The 19,376-nt window shown below is 66.5% G+C and carries 12 protein-coding genes; 1 reads left to right on the top strand and 11 read right to left on the bottom strand.

Going from position 1 to position 19,376, the window contains the following annotated elements:
• Positions 1-2 precede the first annotated feature (2 nt).
• From GEV06_16505 to GEV06_16455, 11 genes are all read right to left on the bottom strand, one after another.
• A complete protein-coding gene (locus tag GEV06_16505; protein MPZ19499.1) occupies positions 3-1,781 on the bottom strand; it encodes a hypothetical protein in 1,779 nt (592 codons plus the stop codon).
• Positions 1,782-1,952: 171 nt separating this feature from the next.
• Complete coding sequence (locus GEV06_16500) at positions 1,953-3,704, bottom strand: sodium/solute symporter (GenBank protein ID MPZ19498.1); 1,752 nt, start codon at positions 3,702-3,704, stop codon at positions 1,953-1,955.
• 40 nt (positions 3,705-3,744) lie between these two features.
• Complete coding sequence (locus GEV06_16495; protein MPZ19497.1) at positions 3,745-4,839, bottom strand: gfo/Idh/MocA family oxidoreductase; 1,095 nt, start codon at positions 4,837-4,839, stop codon at positions 3,745-3,747.
• Positions 4,836-6,158, bottom strand: coding sequence for a hypothetical protein (locus GEV06_16490; protein ID MPZ19496.1), 1,323 nt, complete (start codon positions 6,156-6,158; stop codon positions 4,836-4,838). The genes GEV06_16495 and GEV06_16490 overlap by 4 nt, the downstream gene beginning before the upstream one ends.
• 76 nt (positions 6,159-6,234) lie before the next feature.
• Positions 6,235-9,942: a hypothetical protein gene (locus GEV06_16485; GenBank protein MPZ19495.1), complete on the bottom strand. Its 3,708-nt coding sequence runs from the start codon at positions 9,940-9,942 to the stop codon at positions 6,235-6,237.
• Complete coding sequence (locus GEV06_16480; GenBank protein ID MPZ19494.1) at positions 9,837-10,715, bottom strand: SIS domain-containing protein; 879 nt, start codon at positions 10,713-10,715, stop codon at positions 9,837-9,839. The genes GEV06_16485 and GEV06_16480 overlap by 106 nt, the downstream gene beginning before the upstream one ends.
• Before the next feature lie 89 nt (positions 10,716-10,804).
• Positions 10,805-11,824, bottom strand: coding sequence for a hypothetical protein (locus GEV06_16475; GenBank protein MPZ19493.1), 1,020 nt, complete (start codon positions 11,822-11,824; stop codon positions 10,805-10,807).
• A 162-nt stretch (positions 11,825-11,986) separates the two neighbouring features.
• Complete coding sequence (locus GEV06_16470; GenBank protein MPZ19492.1) at positions 11,987-13,315, bottom strand: hypothetical protein; 1,329 nt, start codon at positions 13,313-13,315, stop codon at positions 11,987-11,989.
• Positions 13,312-13,587, bottom strand: coding sequence for a hypothetical protein (locus GEV06_16465; protein ID MPZ19491.1), 276 nt, complete (start codon positions 13,585-13,587; stop codon positions 13,312-13,314). Before GEV06_16465 ends, GEV06_16470 begins: the two co-directional genes overlap by 4 nt.
• Positions 13,584-15,086: a sodium:solute symporter family protein gene (locus GEV06_16460; GenBank protein MPZ19490.1), complete on the bottom strand. Its 1,503-nt coding sequence runs from the start codon at positions 15,084-15,086 to the stop codon at positions 13,584-13,586. The genes GEV06_16465 and GEV06_16460 overlap by 4 nt, the downstream gene beginning before the upstream one ends.
• 6 nt (positions 15,087-15,092) lie before the next feature.
• Positions 15,093-15,947 carry a hypothetical protein gene (locus GEV06_16455; GenBank protein ID MPZ19489.1) on the bottom strand — a complete coding sequence of 285 codons (855 nt, stop codon included), beginning with the start codon at positions 15,945-15,947 and terminating at the stop codon, positions 15,093-15,095.
• A 77-nt stretch (positions 15,948-16,024) separates the two neighbouring features.
• Between GEV06_16455 and GEV06_16450 the strand changes: the two genes are divergently transcribed.
• A complete protein-coding gene (locus tag GEV06_16450; GenBank protein MPZ19488.1) occupies positions 16,025-19,336 on the top strand; it encodes a hypothetical protein in 3,312 nt (1,103 codons plus the stop codon).
• Positions 19,337-19,376: the final 40 nt, after the last annotated feature.

The following is a 19,376-nucleotide window of genomic DNA, read 5'->3' as shown; positions in this document are numbered from 1 at the left end:
GCTCACAACAGCTCCACACGCGATCCCGATTGACAGGCCCCGAGCCCGCGGAACACCCCCCGGCGCGCCCAGCGGGCGATGAACAGGCCGCCGCTGGCGAACATGATCGTCAGGCTCGACGCGGCGATCGCCAGGTGCTTGCCGAGCGGCGCGATGACGGCGACGATACACGCCGTGGCGAACGCGATGCCGAGCGCGCAGTCGATCAGATCGCGCATCGTCTCTCGACGGATGGCAATCCGCTCTCCGGTCGAGAGCGCGCCGACCACGGGTCCCCAGAATCCCGGCGGCCGGCAGCGATCGTAGAAAGCTCGCAGCGTGTCGATGCGCTCTGGCCGCGTCAGCAGGCTCACGACGATGCTGGTCATGGCACCCAGACCGAAGAGCAGCAGGAATCCCTTCCAGAACGGATACACCTGCTCGTTCGAGAACCCCAGCGGGAACCACACGACATAGCTGAGCGGGAGACCGATCACGAGCGTGGCGGCCTCGCCATAGATGTTGAGGCGCCACCAGAAGAACCGCAGCCACGACAGCGGCAGAATGAAAGCGAACACGACCGAGTTGATGAACAGGAACCACGCCCGCAGCCCCTGCACGAAGTAGTACGCGACGATCAACGCGAGCGCGAACAGGAGCAACGACCCGACCCGGCCCGCCCACACATAGTGACGCTCGGTCCGGTCGGGCCTTAGCACCGGCCGATACAGATCGTTCACGATGTACGAGGCGCCCCAGTTCATCTCCGTGCTGACCGTGGACATGTAGGCGGCAAGCACTCCTGCCACGAGCACACCGAGGAGCCCCGCGGGGGCGTAGGCGCCCACCATGCGAGCCCACGCCTCGGCTGGTTCCGCCAGCGATCCCGCTGGATAGAGCGCAGCGGCGGTCAGGCCCAGGAACAGGAACGGCATCACCCGAACGATCAGGGTGAGCATCGTGTTGAGAAGCTGCCCGACCTGCGCGTGGAGCTCGTTGCGCGCAGCCATGAAGCGCTGTGCGGTGAATCCCTCACCGCCCGTTGGCGACGCCGCGAAGAAAAGTCCCTGCACGACGAACGCCGCGATCGTCAACGTGTCGAGCCCGGGAGTGGGCAGGCTCAGATCGAAGAACGATTCGCCGCGCGATGAGGCCACGGTCCGGTAAATCGCGTCCATCCCGCCGGCGTGCGCCATCACGATGGGCACCAGGACGATGTTGCCAACCAGGAAGATCCCGAACTGGAGCGCATCGGTATACGCCACGCCGTAGAGACCGGACGTGGTGGTGTAGCAAGCCGTGATCAGGCCGGCGACCAGCATCAGATGAAGGGGGTCCCATCCCAGGATCGGACCGAGCGCCGCGCCCAGCCACGCGGACACGTACCCCATGAGGACGACGATGAAGCCGAAGCTCATGAAGCACGCATAGACGGCGCGGTAGCCGGACGCGAAACGGCCGCTGTATCGCACCGTCAGCAACTCGGCAGACGTCATGGTGCCCAGCCGCCTCCAGTACTTCGACCACAGCACCGCGCCGAGCGGCATCCAGACGACGTACGGGATCCACCAGACGGCGTTGCCGAGGAGCCCGTTTTGATACGTCAGCATCGTCACCGCGGGAGCCAGGCCCGCGTCCGTGTACGTGCCAACGGCCGACAGCGCGATGACCCACCATGGCAGGTCGCGGCCGGCGATGAAATAGTCCGCCACGCTCCGGCCGCCCCGCCGCACGAAATACAAGCCGACGGCCAGCATGAACACGAAGTACAGCGCAACCACGACCCAATCGACCGCGATCACGGCTGCCTCCCAATCTTCGTTCGCAAGGCGCCGATGCGATCGATTTCGCAGACAATCTGATCGCCGGCGCTCCGGCACGCCTCGGCGAGATCTACGACCGCGCCGTCGCCGGGCGCCGCGCCGGAGATCCAACGACCGTCATCCGCAAGATTCAGCCAGCGCATGGAACGTCTAGTCCTGATCGACGGCGCGAACCGTCCTCCCGGCTATGGAGCGGCCGGACAGATAACACCCCGCCGAAATCATCAGCACGACCGCGCCCGCGCCCGCGTTGATCAGCTGGCCCGCCCCCGCGGACTGCGCGGCGGCGGCGATCAGCAGGAGCACGCCCGTGCCGGCGGTCACCTGCGCGATGATCATCAGCGGCGTGAACGTTTCGCCGCCCACCGATTCGGCGGGTGCGTCCTCGTCGATCGGCCGGGCGAGGCGCGCGAAGAAGTCGGCGATCCGGCGGCGCTCCCCTGGACTCACGCTTCCCAGCGCACTCACGATCGCCATCGCGCCGGCCGTCACGGCGATGTTGGTCAGAATGGTGATCGCTTCGTAGTCGTAGCGCAGCCAATTCGGGTCGATGTCGGGCCTCCCGGCCAGCCACCATGTCTTGTAGACGAAGAGCGACACGCCCGAGATCAGCCCCGCGGCAATGCCGGCCACGGCGCCGCGAAACGTCAGCCGCCGGCTCACGAGGCCCGCGAGCATCGGCAGCAACATCGGCCCGACGAAGAGGCCGAACACCGTGACCATCACCTCGAAGAGTCCCCGCTGCGCGGTGGTGACGAGCATGATGCCGGTGGCGATCGTGAGCAGGCCCACGGCGAGCGTCGCGATCCGTCCGACGAGCACCAGCTTGCGCTGTGAGGCCTCCGGATCGATCAGGCGGCGGTAGACATCCTCCGTGATGACGCTCGCGATGACGTTGTAGTCCGCGCTCAACGTCGACATGGTCGCGGAGAACATGGCCGCAATCATGAGGCCCATCAGTCCGGCCGGCAGGAGCTCGAGGGCGAGCGCCGCATACGTGTATTGGGGCGAGTTGGGCGGAACCATCAGCTCGGGCATCAGTGTGCGCGCCGCAACGGCCGGCAGGATGAAGAGCGGTGGTCCCACGATCATCAACGCCGTGGCGAGCAGTCCGGCCTTCCGTGCCGCACGCTCGTCACGTACGCTGTAGAACCGCTGTGCGTAGGCCCAGTTCCCGTTGTAGCTGAGCATCACCAGCAGGTAGAACGCGAATACGTACAGAGGGGTGATCGGCCCTCCCACCGGCGCGCCGAAGTCCGCCGGCGCGCCTCGAAACATCGCCTCGAACCCGTTGAGACGGCTGACGACCAGCGGAAAGAGCACCACGACGCCGAGCGTCAGCACGATGAACTGGACGTAGTCGGTCACCATGACGGCCCACAGACCGCCCATGAACGTGTAGAGCAGCATCACGAGTCCACTGACCAGGATGCTCGTGCGAAGGTCGTAGCCCATCCCGACCGAGACGAAGATGCCGGTCGCGTAGATCTTGAGCCCGTCGTCGATCACCTTCAGGGGGATACCGGTCCAGGCCAGCACCTGCCGCAGCGCCGGGCTGAAGCGCGCCTCGAGGAACTCGACGGGGCTGATGATCCGCGCGCGCTGCCATCGCGCGGCAAGGAACACGCTGCCCGCCAGCATGGCCGCTGCCGCGCTCCAAGCAAGCGTGATCGCCACGAGCCCGTATCGATACGCCATCTCGGAGTAGGCGACGAACGTGAAGGCGCTGAAGCCGGTCAGGTAGAACGAGATGCCGGTGAGCCACCACGGCACGCTCCGTCCGGCCGCGAACAGGTCGCGGACGTGACGCATCCGTCGCCAGAAGTAGAGTCCAATCAGCGTGAGCAGCGCGAAGTAGCCGAAGATGACGATGTGATCGGCGGTCTCGAGACGACTCGGCATCCGGTGCTCCGCTGCCGCCCCGGCAGGGGACGGGCGCTGGCTAATCCCTCGACGTCTGTTTCCTGACGACCCCTTCGGGCCGGCCGCTGACGAGTGATCGCGTGACGGCGTCGAGCACCGCCGTCACCTGCCGGCCATCGAACGCGGTCACGCGCGGCTCGGTATCCTCCGTGACGGCCGCGACGAAGTCCGAGAGGCATTCCACGAACGCTCCACGCATCCGGCCGAACACGTCGGACAGCAGGAACGTCTTCGGAAACGTGAAAGCCGTCGCGGTGCTCATCTCGATCGACTCGCGCTTCCGGTCGAAATGCAGATGGCCCTCGGTGCCGATGACTTCGAGGAACGAATCGGTCAGCGTCGGAAACGCGTTCGGATAGATCCATGCGGCCTCGAACGCCGCCACCGCGCCCCCTTCGAACGACACGAGGGCGTGCACCACGTCCCACGTCTCCACGCCTCGACTGGCCAGCACGCCTCTGACGCCGCGGGCGTAGGCCGTGACCGGCTCGGCCGCCAAGAACCAGCGCATCAGATCGATGTCGTGCGCCCCGAGGAAGTGAATCGGGGTCGTCCGGGCAGCCCATGGGAGCATCTCCGTCGGCACGTAGATCGTGTCGTTCTTCCGCGCAAAGCCTGACACCGGGCGGCCGATGTCCCCTCTCCGAATCGCGGCGGCGCCGTGATGGTAGGAAGAGAGCCAGCGATGGTTGAACGCGACCTGCAGCTTCTGTCGGGGGCGCGTGCGCAGCATGGCCAGAATGTCGTCCGCCTCGGCCAGATCCGTCGTAAACGGCTTTTCGCAGAGCACGTGCTTTCCGGCCTCGATCGCGGCGCGAACGGGCGCGTGGTGCACGTCGTCAGGCGTGGCGACACAGACCGCATCCACGTCGTCGCGCGCGAGCAGGTCGCGGAAGTCGGTGTGCCGGCCCGCCACGTCATATCGAGCGCCGACCTCCGCCAGTCGATCCTCGCGGCGCGTGCTGATCGCGGTGACCCGCGCCGCGGGATGCGCCTGGTAGATGCGAACGTATTGCTCGCCCATGATCCCAAGGCCGATGACGCCGACCCGCACGGACCGCGACGGGTCTGGCGCCGCGGCGGAGAATCCGGGTCCGGCGATGGGCGACGTCATGCCGTTGCCGCTCCGTCGAACAGCCGCCGCTGGAGTGCGAGGATCCCATCGACGAGCCGAGCCTCTGAGTCCTCCGCGCACTTGGAGGAGACGACTTCGTACCCGCCCACGGCATAGGCGCCGCTATCCGGCAGGTACGCGATGTACCCGTTGGTCACGCCCGCCAGCAGGATCGGCCGAGGCGCGGCACGCTTGACCCGGAGACCGATTGACACGAAGACCTCAGCCGGCACGGCAATCAGCGCTGCGCCGTCGATGCGAAAGGCCTGCACCTCGATCGTCAGAGGGCCCTGGGCGGCGTGAGCCTCGCCTCCGTAGAAGTGCGTGATCGACGCATACAGGCGCTCGGTGCGCGCGCGGGCGACCTCGTCGGGCGAGGCCCCCCCCGCCAGCATGTGGTTGAGCCGCTCGGTGGCGGCCTCGAGCGTCGCCCTCGTCTGGTCGGGCGGCGGGAACTGCCTCCAGGCCAGCTCCACGGGCTCGGATCGCGCGGCGATCGACGCGCGGGGTGTCGTCGAGATCGACGGCAATGTCGCGAGCACGGCATCCGCGAGGCGATTGCCGATTTCTTCGGCACGTTCGAAGGTCCGTCCGGGTGTGATCACCCCGATGGCGCTCAGCTCCGAGGAATGCCCGACGCTGACGTCGCCCTGCGCGCCGTTGACGAACATCGCACGGGCTCCCTGGCCGGGCCCCGCCTCCACCCGCGCGACGGCGAAGGCCGGAAAGTCGCCGGACGCCAGGAGATTGTCCGGCCCGAGGACCGTAGGGTGGCAGGCGTAGTTCACGACGACGGTCATCGGGCGACCGCTGGACTCCTCTACGCGAATCACGCCGACGTCTGGATCGATCGGACGGCGATTCACACTTCGTCGGTTCGCCCCCAACCCGTCCACGCTGGTGACACCGACACCGATCCGTGCTGGCCGCCGCGAGCGCCAGGCGCGCACAACGCCGTCCTCGATCACCCTTGCGAGATGGTCCATGTATCCGGCATCGAGGGTCTCGCCTGGATTGAAGAACGTCGAGATGGTGACAGGACCGGCATGCGTGTGCGTCGCCGACACCATGATGCCGCGCCGCGGGATGCCGGTCCTGGCGTAGATGTTCTGCCGCACGCGCTGCACGAAGACGTCGGATAGGGCGAGCAGATCGACGCTGACAAGGACGAGCGCCTCCCCCTCTTCCTCGAGCACGAGCGCGCGGGCGAATAGATCGTCGTGCACGCCGAGGCACACGCCCTCGCGGGCGGCGTATCCGGCGAGCGGCATGCCCGGCGCCGGCGAGATGCACGACCTGTCGAATCCGGCTGTCAGCACAGGACGCCCCAGAGGCAGCGGTCCGGGCGCCGCTCGGGCGCCCCGTCCACGGCACGTCGGCTCGGAATGACGCACATCAGAAGGTCAGCCGCATCCCGAGCTGAATCACGCGGGGATTGAATAGCTCGTTGTACGTGCCGACGCTGCCCATGGTCGGGTGCGTGAGCAGATTATTGGCGCGGACGAGTTGCGACAGATCGAGCCGGTGCAGCCGCTCGCCGGTCGCGTTGATGATATCGGCCCGCACCTCGAGCTGCACGCGGCCCGGCAGGTCGGACACCTTCGCGAACGACAGGTCGAGCCGATAGCCGTACGGCGCGCGGAAGAAGTTGCGCGGGATGCTGCCGAACGTTCCCGGCGCGTAATCGAGGCTGATGGCGTCGGGGTTGATGATGAAGAGGCGTGTATCGTCGGCGCGCTTCCACTCGTCGACAAGCCGATTCCACTCGTCGTCGGACCAGTACGGGTTCCCGATGAGATCGCCGCGCTCGGTCGACAGCGCGTACCCGGTGTTCGCCCTGCGGTTGCGGATGAGCGGAGTGAACGGGAATCCGCTCTGAATGACGACGTTGGTTGACGCCCGCCAGCCGCCGACGAGCGCATTCACAACGCCGCCCTGATCGAGGAAGCGCCGGCCTTGGCCGAACGGCAGAATCACACTGCCACTGGCGACGACCCGGTGCGGCACGTCGTAGGACGAACGGCCCCAATCCTGCTCGATATCTCGGCTGTTGGACAAGATGTTGAAGGTATTGCCGACGGCGAACACGTCGCTGCCATGGTCGTAGCTCGCCGAGTACGTGTAGCTTGCGAGGAACTGGTAGTCGTTCGCGAAGCGCTTGTCGACCTTGATCGTGAGCGCATTGTACTGCGATTCCTCGATGTTGCCGTTGTAGAAGAACGATCCGGTCGAACAGCACTCGTACGGGCGGCGCAGGTAGGGATTCGCCGCCGCATCCGTGCTGCTGAAATCGACGGGAACCGGGCTCGGCGGCGGCTGGTTGAAAATCCATTGCGTCGGCAGGTTGCGGCCGATCGAGCCTTGGTAGGTGACGTCCAGCAGCATGCGCGGGAGAATCTCGCGCTGGACGCTCACACTCCACTGATGGGACATGGGCGTCCGGTTGAGGTGGCTCGCGAGCACGCCGCCCGCGCTGATGACGGGTGTGGTCAGCCCGGCCACGCCGCTCGGGAAGAACGGCTCGACACCGCCGCCCTGGACGAAGCTCGACACGGGGAACAGGTTCTCGAGGCGGCTGCCGGGATTCCGGAAGTCGCCGGCGACGCCGTCATAGATCGCGCCGCGCAGCGGCTCGTAGCTGCGCCATGTGAAGAACTGTGTGGTGTCCGAGTAATAGAGTCCGTACCCCGCCCGTATAGCCAACTCGTCGCTGGCGAATGGACGGTATACGGCACTCACGCGGGGCGCGAAATCGTTGCGGTCGGCCTCGACGGCGCGGCGCGGTGCGCAGCACACGACCAGCGGCGTGTCGGAGAGCGTCGCGACTTCTGGATCGACGACGAACAGCTGGCCTCCATTCGAGAGGTCGAGCGCCGCGCCGCCGAGATTCTCCTCTTTCCAGGGGTGGTGGTACTCGTATCGGAGCCCGGCGCTGATGGTGATGCGATCGTTGAGATTCCAGTCGTCCTGCACGTAGACGGCCCAGGGCATGTTCTGCACCTCGACCTGCGCCGGCCGGTTGAGCGAGGTGCTCTCGGCAAGGCCCAGCACGAAATCGGCAAGCGAGTGGGCGCGCCCGGCGGTCATGCCGGCGTTATACGCGACCGTATAGAGACCAGTGACGTTGGCCGTGCCATTCGCCCCGAACCGCTCTGCGTTGTGGAACGTGTTGTAGCTCAGCTCGAACCCAGCCTTGAGCGCGTGCTTGCCGCGCAGCCACGAGAAGTTGTCGGCCACCTGGAATGTATCCTGCGTCTCGTTGAGCACCGACCCCGAGAAGCCGCCGTAGCTGAGTGCGGCCCCGCTGAGGAAGAAGCGCGGGAGCGTGGGCAGCGTCGTATTCTCGATGCCAAACTGCGACGGATCGATCTCGTCGATGAAGTCCCCGTAGATGCCGCGGACGTAGCCGACGCGGAGCTCGTTGACGGCGTTCGCCCCCAGCACCCGCGCCCAGGTTCCCGAAGCCACACGGCCCTTGCCCTGGAGATTCTTCGTCGTGAAGGGCACGAGCGGCTGGTTCATCCGAACGTTATCTTGGATGGCCACTCGCCCGTAGACGCGATCGGAGTCGGTCAAATTGTGGTCGACCCGAACCGACCACTGGTCGTAGTTGATGTCCGCGCCGGTGAGCCCCTGGTAGTTCGACAGATCGTCGCCCAACTGATTCTGATTCGGAAGCGGGACCTGCGCCTCGAAGAGCGCTTGCGCGGTCGAGCCCACGAGGCTGCTTGGAATCGCGTTGCCCGGGAACGGCTGGCGGATCAACTGTGGATTGAACGCCGAGGCCGGCTGGCCTGGGTCGAACGACGGATTGGCGCTGGTCGTGAACGGGTTGAAGATCTGGCCCTCGCGCACGCATCCGCCAGTTGGCTGTCCGTCGCTCCCTAGCAGCGGGACCGTTTGCCCGTCGGAGACGAGACACCCCCCAAGGCTGGCCGAGAAATCGCCGGATCGCTCGGCGTCCGTGGGAACGGCCGTGCGCCCGATGTTGAGGTTGTCGTGCCGGCGGCCTTCGTAGGCGAAGAAGAAGAACGTCCGGCCGCTGAATGGGACCGGCCCGCCGAGTGTGCCGCCGAACTGGTCGAAGTTCAGCGGCGTCTTCTCGTCCAGCAGCGGATGCGTGGGCTGAAGATCCTCGCTGCGATAGAACTCCGTGAAGGCTCCGTGATACTGGCTCGTGCCGGACTTGGTGGCGACGTTGACCTGGCCGATCCCCTCGTACTCCGCCGAGTACGCGTTGTTGTGCACTTGGAACTCCTGGACCGAATCGAGCATCGGCGTGATCGTCGGCGTGCCGAAGCCGGGATCGGTGTTCGACAGCCCGTCGATGCGGAAGGTGATAGACGAGGGGCGCGTGCCGGAGATCGCGAAGGAGCCACCGCTCTCGAGCCGGAAGGCCGGGGCATTGCCGCCAGGCGGCCCGGTGACATTCGAGGTCAAGAGCATGAAGTCATAGATGTTGCGATCGAGGGTCGGCAACTGCGTGAGGCGGGCGGCGTCGACCACCTGGCCGATGGTGGCCGTTTCGGTCTGCACCAGCGTGGGCTGCGCCCGGACCGTGACGTCCGTCGTCACAGAGGCGGGAGGCAGCGTCAGGTTCGCCGTGGCCCTCCCGCCAACGTTGAGCTCGACCTCCTCGATGATCGCCGTCGCGAACCCTGCCAGTGAGGCGGCGATCCGGTATCTGCCCGGAGTCAGGAATGGCGCTTCGTACCGGCCGGCATCATTGCTGACATACTCGGCCGACAGCTGGGTCCCGAGGTTCGTCACCGTGACGGTCGCACCAGGCAGCACTCCACCGGAACTGTCCTGGACCACGCCGGTGATGGATCCCTTCTCGGTCTGAGCGTCGCTGAGACCCACACCACCGACGACCAGACCGATCACGATGACGACGATTCGCGAATGCCGTCTTCTCACATGACACCTCCGGGTGCTGGGGCCCCGAACGCGGACTGCTGCGTGCTCTGTGTCACCACCGCCAGCGCGAACCACGATCAGTAGCGCTTCTTCCGAACGGCCTGCGATGTCTTTTTGATCAGATCCAGACAGCTCTCCCCCATCGTCACGGCGACCGCGACCGACAAGGCATCGATCACGCACAGCTGCGCGATGCGCGAGGTCAGCACCTCACCGCCCAGCGGCGATTCCGTTGCGGCGGTGAGCAGCACGATGTCGGACAGACGTGTAAGCGGCGATGGGCTGTAATTGGTAATGGCGATGGTCGTGGCGCCGGCCTTGCGCGCCGGACCGAGGGCGTCGACGACGTCCCGTGTGCTCCCGGAGTGGGAGATCCCAATCGCGACATCGCCAGGTTTGAGCGACACGGCGGCCATGACCTGCAGGTGCGGATCGCCATACGCGTCAGCCGTCAGGCCGAACCTCACGAGCTTCAGCTTGGCGTCGAGGCCTGAAAAGTACGAATAGCCGACACCGAAGATGTCGATCCGGCGCGCCTGCACGATCGACTTGGCGGCGATCTCGACCATCGCCGGATCCAGGGCGCGCATCGTGTTCTCGACCGCCTGCCGGTTGGTTTCGAAGACCTTCTGACAGAGCTCCGCGGCGCTGTCCTGGAACGTGATGTTGCTGTGGATGAATTCGACCGGCTGCACGAGGTCTTGGGCCAGCCGGATCTTGAATTCCTGGTACCCCTTGTAGCCGAGCGTGCGGCAGAAGCGGATCACGGTCGACTCGCCCACGCCGACGTCGCGCGCCGCTTCCGACACCGACATGTGCAGCACCCGGTCGGCGTTGGCGAGCACGAACTCCGCGACCGCGGCCTCGGCGGGCTTGAACAGCCCGCTGGCGCTGGTGATGCGGAGCAAACAGCCGGCGCGGGCCGGAGCAACGTCGGTCACGCGGGTCGGCATCATGAAGTTTGCCTCCTCAATTGGAGCTTATGGTGTAGTATTACTCCACACGACGAAATGTCAAGTGCTTTCCGTGAAGACGGCCGCGCCGCTCAGATCGGCACCGCGTTCTCCGCGATGTATCGCGCCAGCCTGTTCTCCGCCGGACCGATGTAGTGGAACGCTTCGGCCCACTCGAGCCCGTAGCGCCGACCTATCTCCCTGTCCGAGGGCACGGCACGAAGCCGCATGGAGTCCAGATCGAGCACGATGTGCTTGATGTACTGGCGATTGGCGGTCTCGTCGTCATTCCCCAGGAGGGGCAACCGCTGTTGCTTGGCCGCGAGCAGGGCCCTCAGGCGAGCGCCGTTCTCCCCGGCAGGCCCCTGGGTGACGTTGACGCGGTTGGCGTCCACCTTTCGATCGATGGTCGCGCTGATGTCCACGATACGGTTGACCAGCTGCGGGCCCCTCGCAAAATAGTACTTCTCACCGACGCCGTGGGGCTCGAGGCCGGCCTCCAGCTGCTCCACGTAGTCTCGGCTCGATCCCGCCATCCAGCACGCGGCTTCGACGACCTGCGCCGTCACGTAGTGGTCCGGATTCTCTTCGTAGTGCCCCCACGGGTCGTAGCCGAGGATCGTGTCCACGCGCAGGAGGCGGAACAGGTGGATGAGCCGTCCGCGTATTTCCTGGCGAGACTCGTTGTCCATGCGGTGGTTGCGGTAGTTCAGGTTGAAGACCTTCGTCAGGCCGAGCGTCTTGGCGACGGCATCGTTGTCGCGTTCGTTGTTCAGCACCACGGCTCCGACGGTGGTGCCACGGCCCGCCTTCTCGTCGTTGGTCATGCGGATCAGGTATCCCGAATAGCCTTCGTTGACGAGCTTGGCGACCGTGCCGCCGGCGAATAGCGGAATGTCGTCAGAGTGCGGTTGGATGGCGGCCAGCACCTTGCCCTCGTGAGGCCTACCGGGCACCGGTCGCTCGATGATGACCTCTCCCTGGCGGAGCATCTCCGCCGGCGCCCCCGCGGCGCCCTGTGCCTCCACCTCGCGCTCCGTGGAAGCGGAGGCGTCTGCCTGCACCACGGCACCGCCGACGAGGGCCTTTTCGAGAAACTCACGCCTCTTCATAGCGAACTCGCTCCAGTCTTCGATGCCACGCGCGCGGTCGCGTGCGATCGGCTCCAGGGTCGGGCGTCTCACCTGAATCAGCCGCTCGCGCCTAAGCTGATAGCTGATAGCTGATAACTACAGCCAGCGCGACTGACAACTCAAGTGAGCGCCGGGAATAAGCTACCCGTCACGCATGCGGTTGAGCACGAGGAGATTCAGCATGAGGTGCCGGGGGTGATGGTAGTTCTCCAACCGCCTGGGCATCGCCAGAAACGACGCGTACTCCATGCGGCGATTGCCCGCGTACATCCAGATCGGCCTGCCGCGGTCGGCCAGCGGAAAGGTGGCTCTCACGTACCGATACATCCGCGAGAACTGCTCCGCTGCCCACTCGATCCCGGCTTCCACCAGCAGCAGCGTCCCGATCAAGACCTCCTCCTGCGCCCACAGGACCTTGTCAGTCAGCCACACATTCCGCTCGACGTCCTGCAGGTTGCGAAACACGCCCCCGAACACGTCGTCCCACGCGACGGCGATGTGCCGTCGGTACCGTGCGGCCGCAAGCTCGAAGAGCGCGGTATCGCGCCGCCGGCGCGCTTCGAGCAGCACCATCCAGAGCACCTCGACGCAATGTCCCGTGTAGACGAGCTGCGCGTACTCGTTGTCCGGACGCGAGAGATCGTGGTTCACCAGCTCGTTGAACAGCTCGAAATCGGGATTGAAGTGCGCGTGCATGATCGCGTCGACCGTTCGCCGCGCCACGGCCTCGATCTCCGAGTCGTCTCGTCGCTCGAGGATCTGGGTGCACACGCGCAAGAGGACCATCCATACGCCGAGAATGCGGGCACCGGGAAAGGGACGCGCGTCCGGCCCGAGGTAGGTTTGGCCGATCTGCGGCCGGTAGTCCTCGCGGTCGTACAGGCGGACGCACTTGAGGATCAGCTCCCGTGCAACCGCCGCATGCCTCTGATCGCCCGTCGCCGCCGCGTACTCCGCGAGCCCTTCGGCCACGAAGAGGTCACCATAGATTTCGCCGTCGGCCGGCAGCAGCGGCTGCCCGTCGCGTGTGTACGTCCTCGGCCAGAGGTCATCCCGACCCGCCGGACGGGTGTGGAGCAGGAGCTCGGCCGTCTTCCTCGCCATCTCGAGCCATCGAGCGTCTCGCCCGAAGTGGTGGTAGAGGAACGCGAGCACCCACAGGCCGCGTCCATCGAACCAGCTGCTCTTGTCGGTCGAGACGCGCCGCCCATCGAGATCCACCTCGCACATGAATCCGCCGCGCGCATGATCGAAGACATGGCGCTCCACGAAGGGCAGGTAGTCGTCGAAGAGATCGCGCCAATACACGTCCCGGAGTTGCGCGATCGAATGGCCGGCCAGCTGCAGCTCCATCCCGTCCGGCTGGATTCCGCCAGCCGATTCGAGCGCAGGAAGCAGCGCCGGGAGTCCGGCCGGCACCGACGTCGCGGCACCGAGAAACGCGCGTCTCGACACGAAACCGCTGTTCACTGACGTTCTCCGTTCTCGCGGCGGAGCTCCACGCGCGTACCGCCTTCTCTACAGCGCGACCGCCTCGGGGTCGAAGAGCAAAGGGAAGAACTGCCCGCCGAGTCTGTCCCGTCCTCTGGCGTCGACGGCGCGGGAATGGCCGTCCGATGCGGCCGGCGCAGCAGATGGCGCAGATCGCGCAGCCCCGCCACGGTCACCCAGCCGGCGATGCCGAAGAACACCAGCGCCGCGATTGTGAACACGACGAGCCACGCCGCCGCACCACTCGTCATGGCCCCTTGCTCACAGGCGTCACGGGAGTGGGCGGCGCGCTTGGCGTCGTCGTGAGCAGCGACCCGGCCAGCATGCCGAACGCGGCGAGTCCGAATCCCAGCAGGCCCGACACGTTCACGTCGGTGATGAAGCCAAGCCAGGAGGGCAGGTCGTCGCGCATGCGCTCGAGCAGCAGGAAGCCCGCCGGGGCAGCGGCCCCGCAGAGCAACGCGCCATACGCGCCTGCAACGTTCGCGCGCGGCCAGTACAGCCCTGCCGCAACGCACCCAATGGCACCGGACGTGTACATCGCGCCCGTGATGAACAGGTACTGGTAGGCGGTCGCAGGAATCTCATACCAGAGTCCGAACACCAGGAGGAAGACGCCGATGAACCCGGTCGCGCAGCGGGCGATCCACATCGTTGTCCGTTCGGGCAGGGCGGTCGGCCGGACGCAGCCGATCACGTCGCGCGCGAGCACGGAGCTCCAGGCGAGCATGTACGCGCTGTAGGTGGACATCGACGCGGCGAGCATCCCTGCCACGAGCAGCCCGAGCAGGCCGCTTGGCACCACCGTGGCCAGCAGCCGCGGCATCGCGGCCGTCGTCGGCAGGTCGCTGCCGAAGTAGGCCAGGGCCGCCACGCCCCACAGCATGGGAATCATCGCGCGGCCGGCGAAGGCGAGCCCCGTGAAGAGATACATCTTGCGGGCGACCTCCGGGCTCTCCGAAGCAAGCGCCTTCGACGTGGCAGGCTGCCAGATGGCCGCGGCCGCGACGTTGCTCACGAACACCCAGACGAGAAAGACCCAGCCGAACCGCGGATTGACGAGCGCGTTCACGCCGGCGGTTCCTAGGCCGTCAGCCACGGCTGCCGAGAGCTGGGCCGGCGGCAACGCCATGAGCACGGCCACCGTCGCCGCGAGCATGCCGACCGCGAGGACGACGAACTGGAGAAAGTCGGTCACCACGACGGAGAACATCCCGCCCAGCACCGTATACGAAATGACGATGACGAGCATCACCGCCATGATGCGGGCGATGGCCTCCGGACCGAACCCCATCACCTCGGAGAGCAGGATGCCGTCGAACTTCAGGAAGATCCCCATGTTCAGCACGCCGCCCGCGAACAGGATCGTGCCGCCGAGCAGCCGCACGCCGCGCCCGAAGCGCCGCTCGTAGTACTCCGGGATCGTCATCACGCCGGCGCGCCGCAGCCCTGCGACGATGAAGCCGGTTCCTCCGACGAGCGCGTAGGCTGCCATCTGCAGCAGCCCGATTACGAAGCACGCGAAGCCCGCAACGTAGCCGAGCTCGGCCAGGTAGACGAAGCTGACCGTCCCGATCTCGGTCGCCACGAACGTCGCCACGCCGAGCGCGAGGCGTACGCGACGGCCCGCCACCAGGTAGTCGGGAAGGTCTTCGACGTGACGTTTCACTCGAAACCCGACGCCAAGCGAGAACGCGAGGTAGGCAACGACGATGCCCCAGTCGAGCGCGGTGAAGTTGGACGAGGCCACGGCGCGTCAAGGCGTGAAGACCTGGCGCCAGAACTGGTCGTACTGCCGCCAGCGCATGAAGTTGATGCCCCAGTGGGGGCTCGCGCCGCTCATCCAGCACGAGACCCGCCCGTCGCCGAAAGGGCGGAGGGCCAGCAGCGGATGCCAGCGCCCCTGATCATGGATCTCGACCAGAGAGGTCGCGTCCGCGCGGAGCCGGCACTCGTTGAACCCCAGCAGTGGCGGGGCGGTGGACCACTCGAGGCCGCGCATCATCGGGTGTTCTGGATGGCTGCAGCGGACCTGGTACCCCGCCGTCGACTCCACCAGGTCGTCGTGCGGCAGACACTCGACGGGCAGCACGCCTTGGAAGCGTGACCGTCCCCACCCGCCCTTGCCCAGCTCGCCGCCGAAGCTCAGCCACCCGCCGTTCATGTGAAAGTGGCCGCCACGCCTCACCCAGTCGCGCAGCAGGTCGAAGCGATCGGGGAAGACCAGTGGCGCGTGCCCCCACCGCGTGCGATCGAAGAAATCGGGATGCAGCATCACGCACTTCGTCTCGACGTCGGCGAAGACGATCGTCGTCGCCCAGGCGAGCCGCGCGTCGAAGGCCTCGGGCGACAGGTGGTAGAGCTCCCAGGACGGCTGCGAGACCACCTCGGCGCCGGACAGGGTCCGGAGCGCGTCGACGAAGGGCTGGGCATAGTTGAGCAGCTCGACATCCTTGCTCGGCGATTCGAAGGGCGACTCGACGTACTTGGCGCCGAGATGGATGCACCAGTTGCCGACGTGCCAGATGCGCGGCGCCCGGGTCATGGCCCTCCAGAGATGGTGTCGCGGCCGCTTGACAAGCGCCGCTAGTTTGGAGTAGTTATCCACCATTCGTCAAGTTAAGAACGTATCGCACCGCCTCGCGCGCGTTCGTCGGCCGCATTGCCCCGACCCTGGGGAGGTGTCAGATGACCGCTCATCCTCGCTCGCCGCGCCCACACGGGCAGCGCGCACACACGCCCCTCATCCGAACCCTGTTCGTCCTGACGGCGCTTGCGACCGCCGCCGTCGGAGCCGCGCAGACCACGACTGGCGGCTTCGTGGGCCTCGTTACCGACAGCGCCGGCGGCATCCTCCCGGGCGCCATCGTGCGCCTGACCCATGTCGAGACCAACGCGCAGCGCGTCGTGCATGCCGACGACACCGGCACCTACCTCGCCCCGAGCTTGCCGCCAGGTCCCTATACCGTGCAGGCGGAGGTCGACGGCTTCAAGCAGAAGGTCGTCGAAGGGCTCCGGCTGCTCGCCAACCGCACCGTCCGCCTCGATCTCGTCCTGGAGCCCGGCGCGGTCACCGAGGCGGTCGAGGTATCGGCGGGGGCGCCGGTCATCAACACCGAGAGCGCGACGATCGGCAACGTCCTGGAAAGCCAGACGATCACCGCGCTTCCGCTGAACGGCCGCACCATCGACCGCCTCATCCGGATCTCGGCCGGGGTGACGACCGACAGCGCGTCGAACCCGCGTGTGGCGGGCAGCGCCTACTGGGGCGGAATTCACTTCAACGTCGACGGGGTCGGCTACAACGACACCGGCAACGGCGGCGCGGCCTATTCGTTCCGGAACGGCGCCGCGACACTGCCCTCGATCGACACGGTCGCCGAGTTCAAGATCGACTCCAATAGCCAGAAAGCGGAGTTCGAGGGCTCCGCGTCGGTGACCGTCGTCACCAAATCCGGCAGCAACGAGCTGCATGGCTCGGCCTTCCTGTTCAACCGCAACAAGGCGCTCGCCGCGAAGAACTTCTTTGCGACCCACCTGCCGAAGCCGCCCTTCAACCGCAACGAGTTCGGCTTCACGCTGGGCGGCCCCGTCCGCCGCGATCGGACGTTCTTCTTCGGAAGCTACGAGGGTCTGCGCGAGCGCTTTCCCCGCGTCAACAGCCTGTCGGTAGCGACCGCGGCCATGCGACAGGGCGATTTTTCGGGGCTGCCAACGATCATCGATCCGGAGACCGGTCGTCGCTTCCCGGACAACCGCATCCCCACCGCCCGGATCGACTCGCGCACCCAGGCGCTCCTCGAGCACGTTCCGCTCCCGAACGAGCCGGGCGCGGGTCCTGCGGGCACCCTCAACAACTACAGGGTCACCGTGGAGAACGTGTCCGACATCAACCGCTTCGGCGGACGGGTAGACCAGAAGCTGAGCGCGCGCGATACCCTCTGGGGCAGCGTCAACTACTCGAAGGGCTCGCCCTACTTCATCGCGCAGAACTTTCCGCCGGCGTACGGGAGCTGGAGCGATGGGGGCTACGAGACGCGGAATGTCAACCTCACCTACACGCGGACCTTGTCTCCCCGCGCGGTGAACGAGCTGCGCTACGGGTGGTTCGGGCACACGAGCGTGCGGACGGGCATGAACACGGACTTCGACCCGCGGTCGATCTTCCCCGATCTCCATGGGCCGCTTGCCATCGGCGGGCTGCCGAACGTCAACGTCGCCGGCCACGTCTCGATCGGCGATTACGGTGGCTTTCGCGGCGGGGGTCAGTTCACGCACCAACTCATCGACAACTTCACCTACGTGTTCGGCCGGCACACCGTGAAGACGGGCGTCGACGCCGGGTTCTACAGCGTCGACTCACCGCCGCAGACCTTCGGCATGCTGTCGGGGCTGGCGCAGAACGCCGGCCTTGGACGCTTCGACTTCAACGGACGCTATACGAACCATGATCCGTCGGCGGCGGCGCAGCCCGCGCACGCCTTCGCCGACTTCCTCTTGGGGTACCCGGTCTTCACCTACCGGTCCACGCCCAGCCCGGGGCTCGTCTTCAAGCAGACGCGCGCCAGCTTCTATGCGCAGGACGACTGGCAGGTAACGCCGCGGCTCACGGTGAACCTCGGGCTGCGCTACCTGGTGCAGACACCGTGGACGGAGCGGGACGGCAACGTCGCCAACTTCGACTCCGCCTCGAATCAGCTCGTGATCCCCGGCGATCGCCTGCCGCCCGAGGCGCAGGCGCGCCTCGTCCAGGCGTATCCGATTGTCACGTCCGGGCAGGCTGGCGCCCCCGACCGGGCGATCGAGACGGACTGGAACAACCTCGGCCCTCGTGCTGGCGTAGCGTTCCGCCCCTTCGAGAACGATCAGACGGTGGTTCGTGGTGGCGTCGGCCTCTTCTACAACACGCTGCCGCTCTACATCGGCTTCCGCCAACTGGGATTCAGCAACCCGCCCTTCCTGCTGGCCGAAACCTTCGAGGCCGCGCCTGGTGCCACGCCGTCGCTGACGCTGGCGCGGCCGTTCCCCGGCGATGGAGAGATCTCACCCAACCCGGCGATCAACGCGGTCCAGCGCGACATCCAGAACGCCCGTTCGCTGCAGTGGAACGTGACCGTCGAGCGCGACCTGGGACGGAATCTGGGGGTCAGGGTCTCGTACGTCGGCAACGAGACCACGCATCTGCCCTGGTTCAACAACTCGATCAACGTGCCGCGGGAACAGGCGCCCGGGGCCGTGCAGCCGCACCGGCCGTTCCAGCCGTGGTCGAACATCCTGGTGCTCTCGAGCGACGGACGATCGACCCTCCATCAATTGCAGCTCGAGGCGATCAAGCGCTACTCGAGCGGGCTCGCGTTCCAGGCGGAATACTCCTGGACCCGATCGCGCGACAACGCGCCGATCGTCGGCGGTCCCCAGAATCCGTACGATCCGGGGGCCGACTGGGGCAACTCCGATCAGGTCCGGCGGCACATCTTCACGCTGGCCTACAGCTACGAGCTGCCGTTCGGTCCGGGGAAGTCGTTTGGGCGGAACGTCACCGGCTTCGTCGGCCAGCTCATTGGGGGCTGGGAGCTCGCGGGCGTCACCTACGTGCGCTCCGGCACCCCCTTCTCCGTGACGTTCGGTGCGACGCAGCCCGGCTGGTTCTCGGGGCGCGCCGATCTCGCGAGCGACCCGACGCTCCCGGGCAGGGATCGCTCGATCGACGGCTGGTTCAATCCTGCGGCGTTCGCCGTGCCGGCGCCCTTCACCTACGGCAACTCGCCGCGCAACGTGCTGTTCGGCCCCGGCGACGTCGTGGTCGACCTGAGCGTGATCAAGAACACGAGGATTGGCGACGATGTGACGGTGCAGTTCCGGGCGGAGTTCTTCAACCTGCCGAACCACGCGAACGTCGGAAACCCGGCGGCCAACATTTCGGTGCCCTCGACCGTCGGCCGGATCTTCGGCGCCGGCGACCCGCGGCAGGTGCAGCTCGGCGTGAAGGTCCTCTTTTGAGCGCGGAGCTTTGACCGGACGCACGCGCTGCAGGTAGTGG

Source organism: Luteitalea sp., assembly GCA_009377605.1.
Taxonomy (GTDB): Bacteria; Acidobacteriota; Vicinamibacteria; order Vicinamibacterales; family Vicinamibacteraceae; genus WHTT01.
Note: the sequence above shows the minus strand (reverse complement) of the source record. Positions and strands in the feature narration are given on the sequence as shown.

Bases quoted from the DNA above. Each gene is read 5' to 3' on its own strand.
- GEV06_16500 (MPZ19498.1), bottom strand. From the start codon at position 3,704: ATGCCGAGTCGTCTCGAGACCGCCGATCACATCGTCATCTTCGGCTAC.
- GEV06_16495 (MPZ19497.1), bottom strand. From the start codon at position 4,839: ATGACGTCGCCCATCGCCGGACCCGGATTCTCCGCCGCGGCGCCAGAC.
- GEV06_16480 (MPZ19494.1), bottom strand. From the start codon at position 10,715: ATGATGCCGACCCGCGTGACCGACGTTGCTCCGGCCCGCGCCGGCTGT.
- GEV06_16475 (MPZ19493.1), bottom strand. From the start codon at position 11,824: ATGAAGAGGCGTGAGTTTCTCGAAAAGGCCCTCGTCGGCGGTGCCGTG.
- GEV06_16465 (MPZ19491.1), bottom strand. From the start codon at position 13,587: ATGACGAGTGGTGCGGCGGCGTGGCTCGTCGTGTTCACAATCGCGGCG.
- GEV06_16455 (MPZ19489.1), bottom strand. From the start codon at position 15,947: ATGGTGGATAACTACTCCAAACTAGCGGCGCTTGTCAAGCGGCCGCGA.
- GEV06_16450 (MPZ19488.1), top strand. From the start codon at position 16,025: ATGACCGCTCATCCTCGCTCGCCGCGCCCACACGGGCAGCGCGCACAC.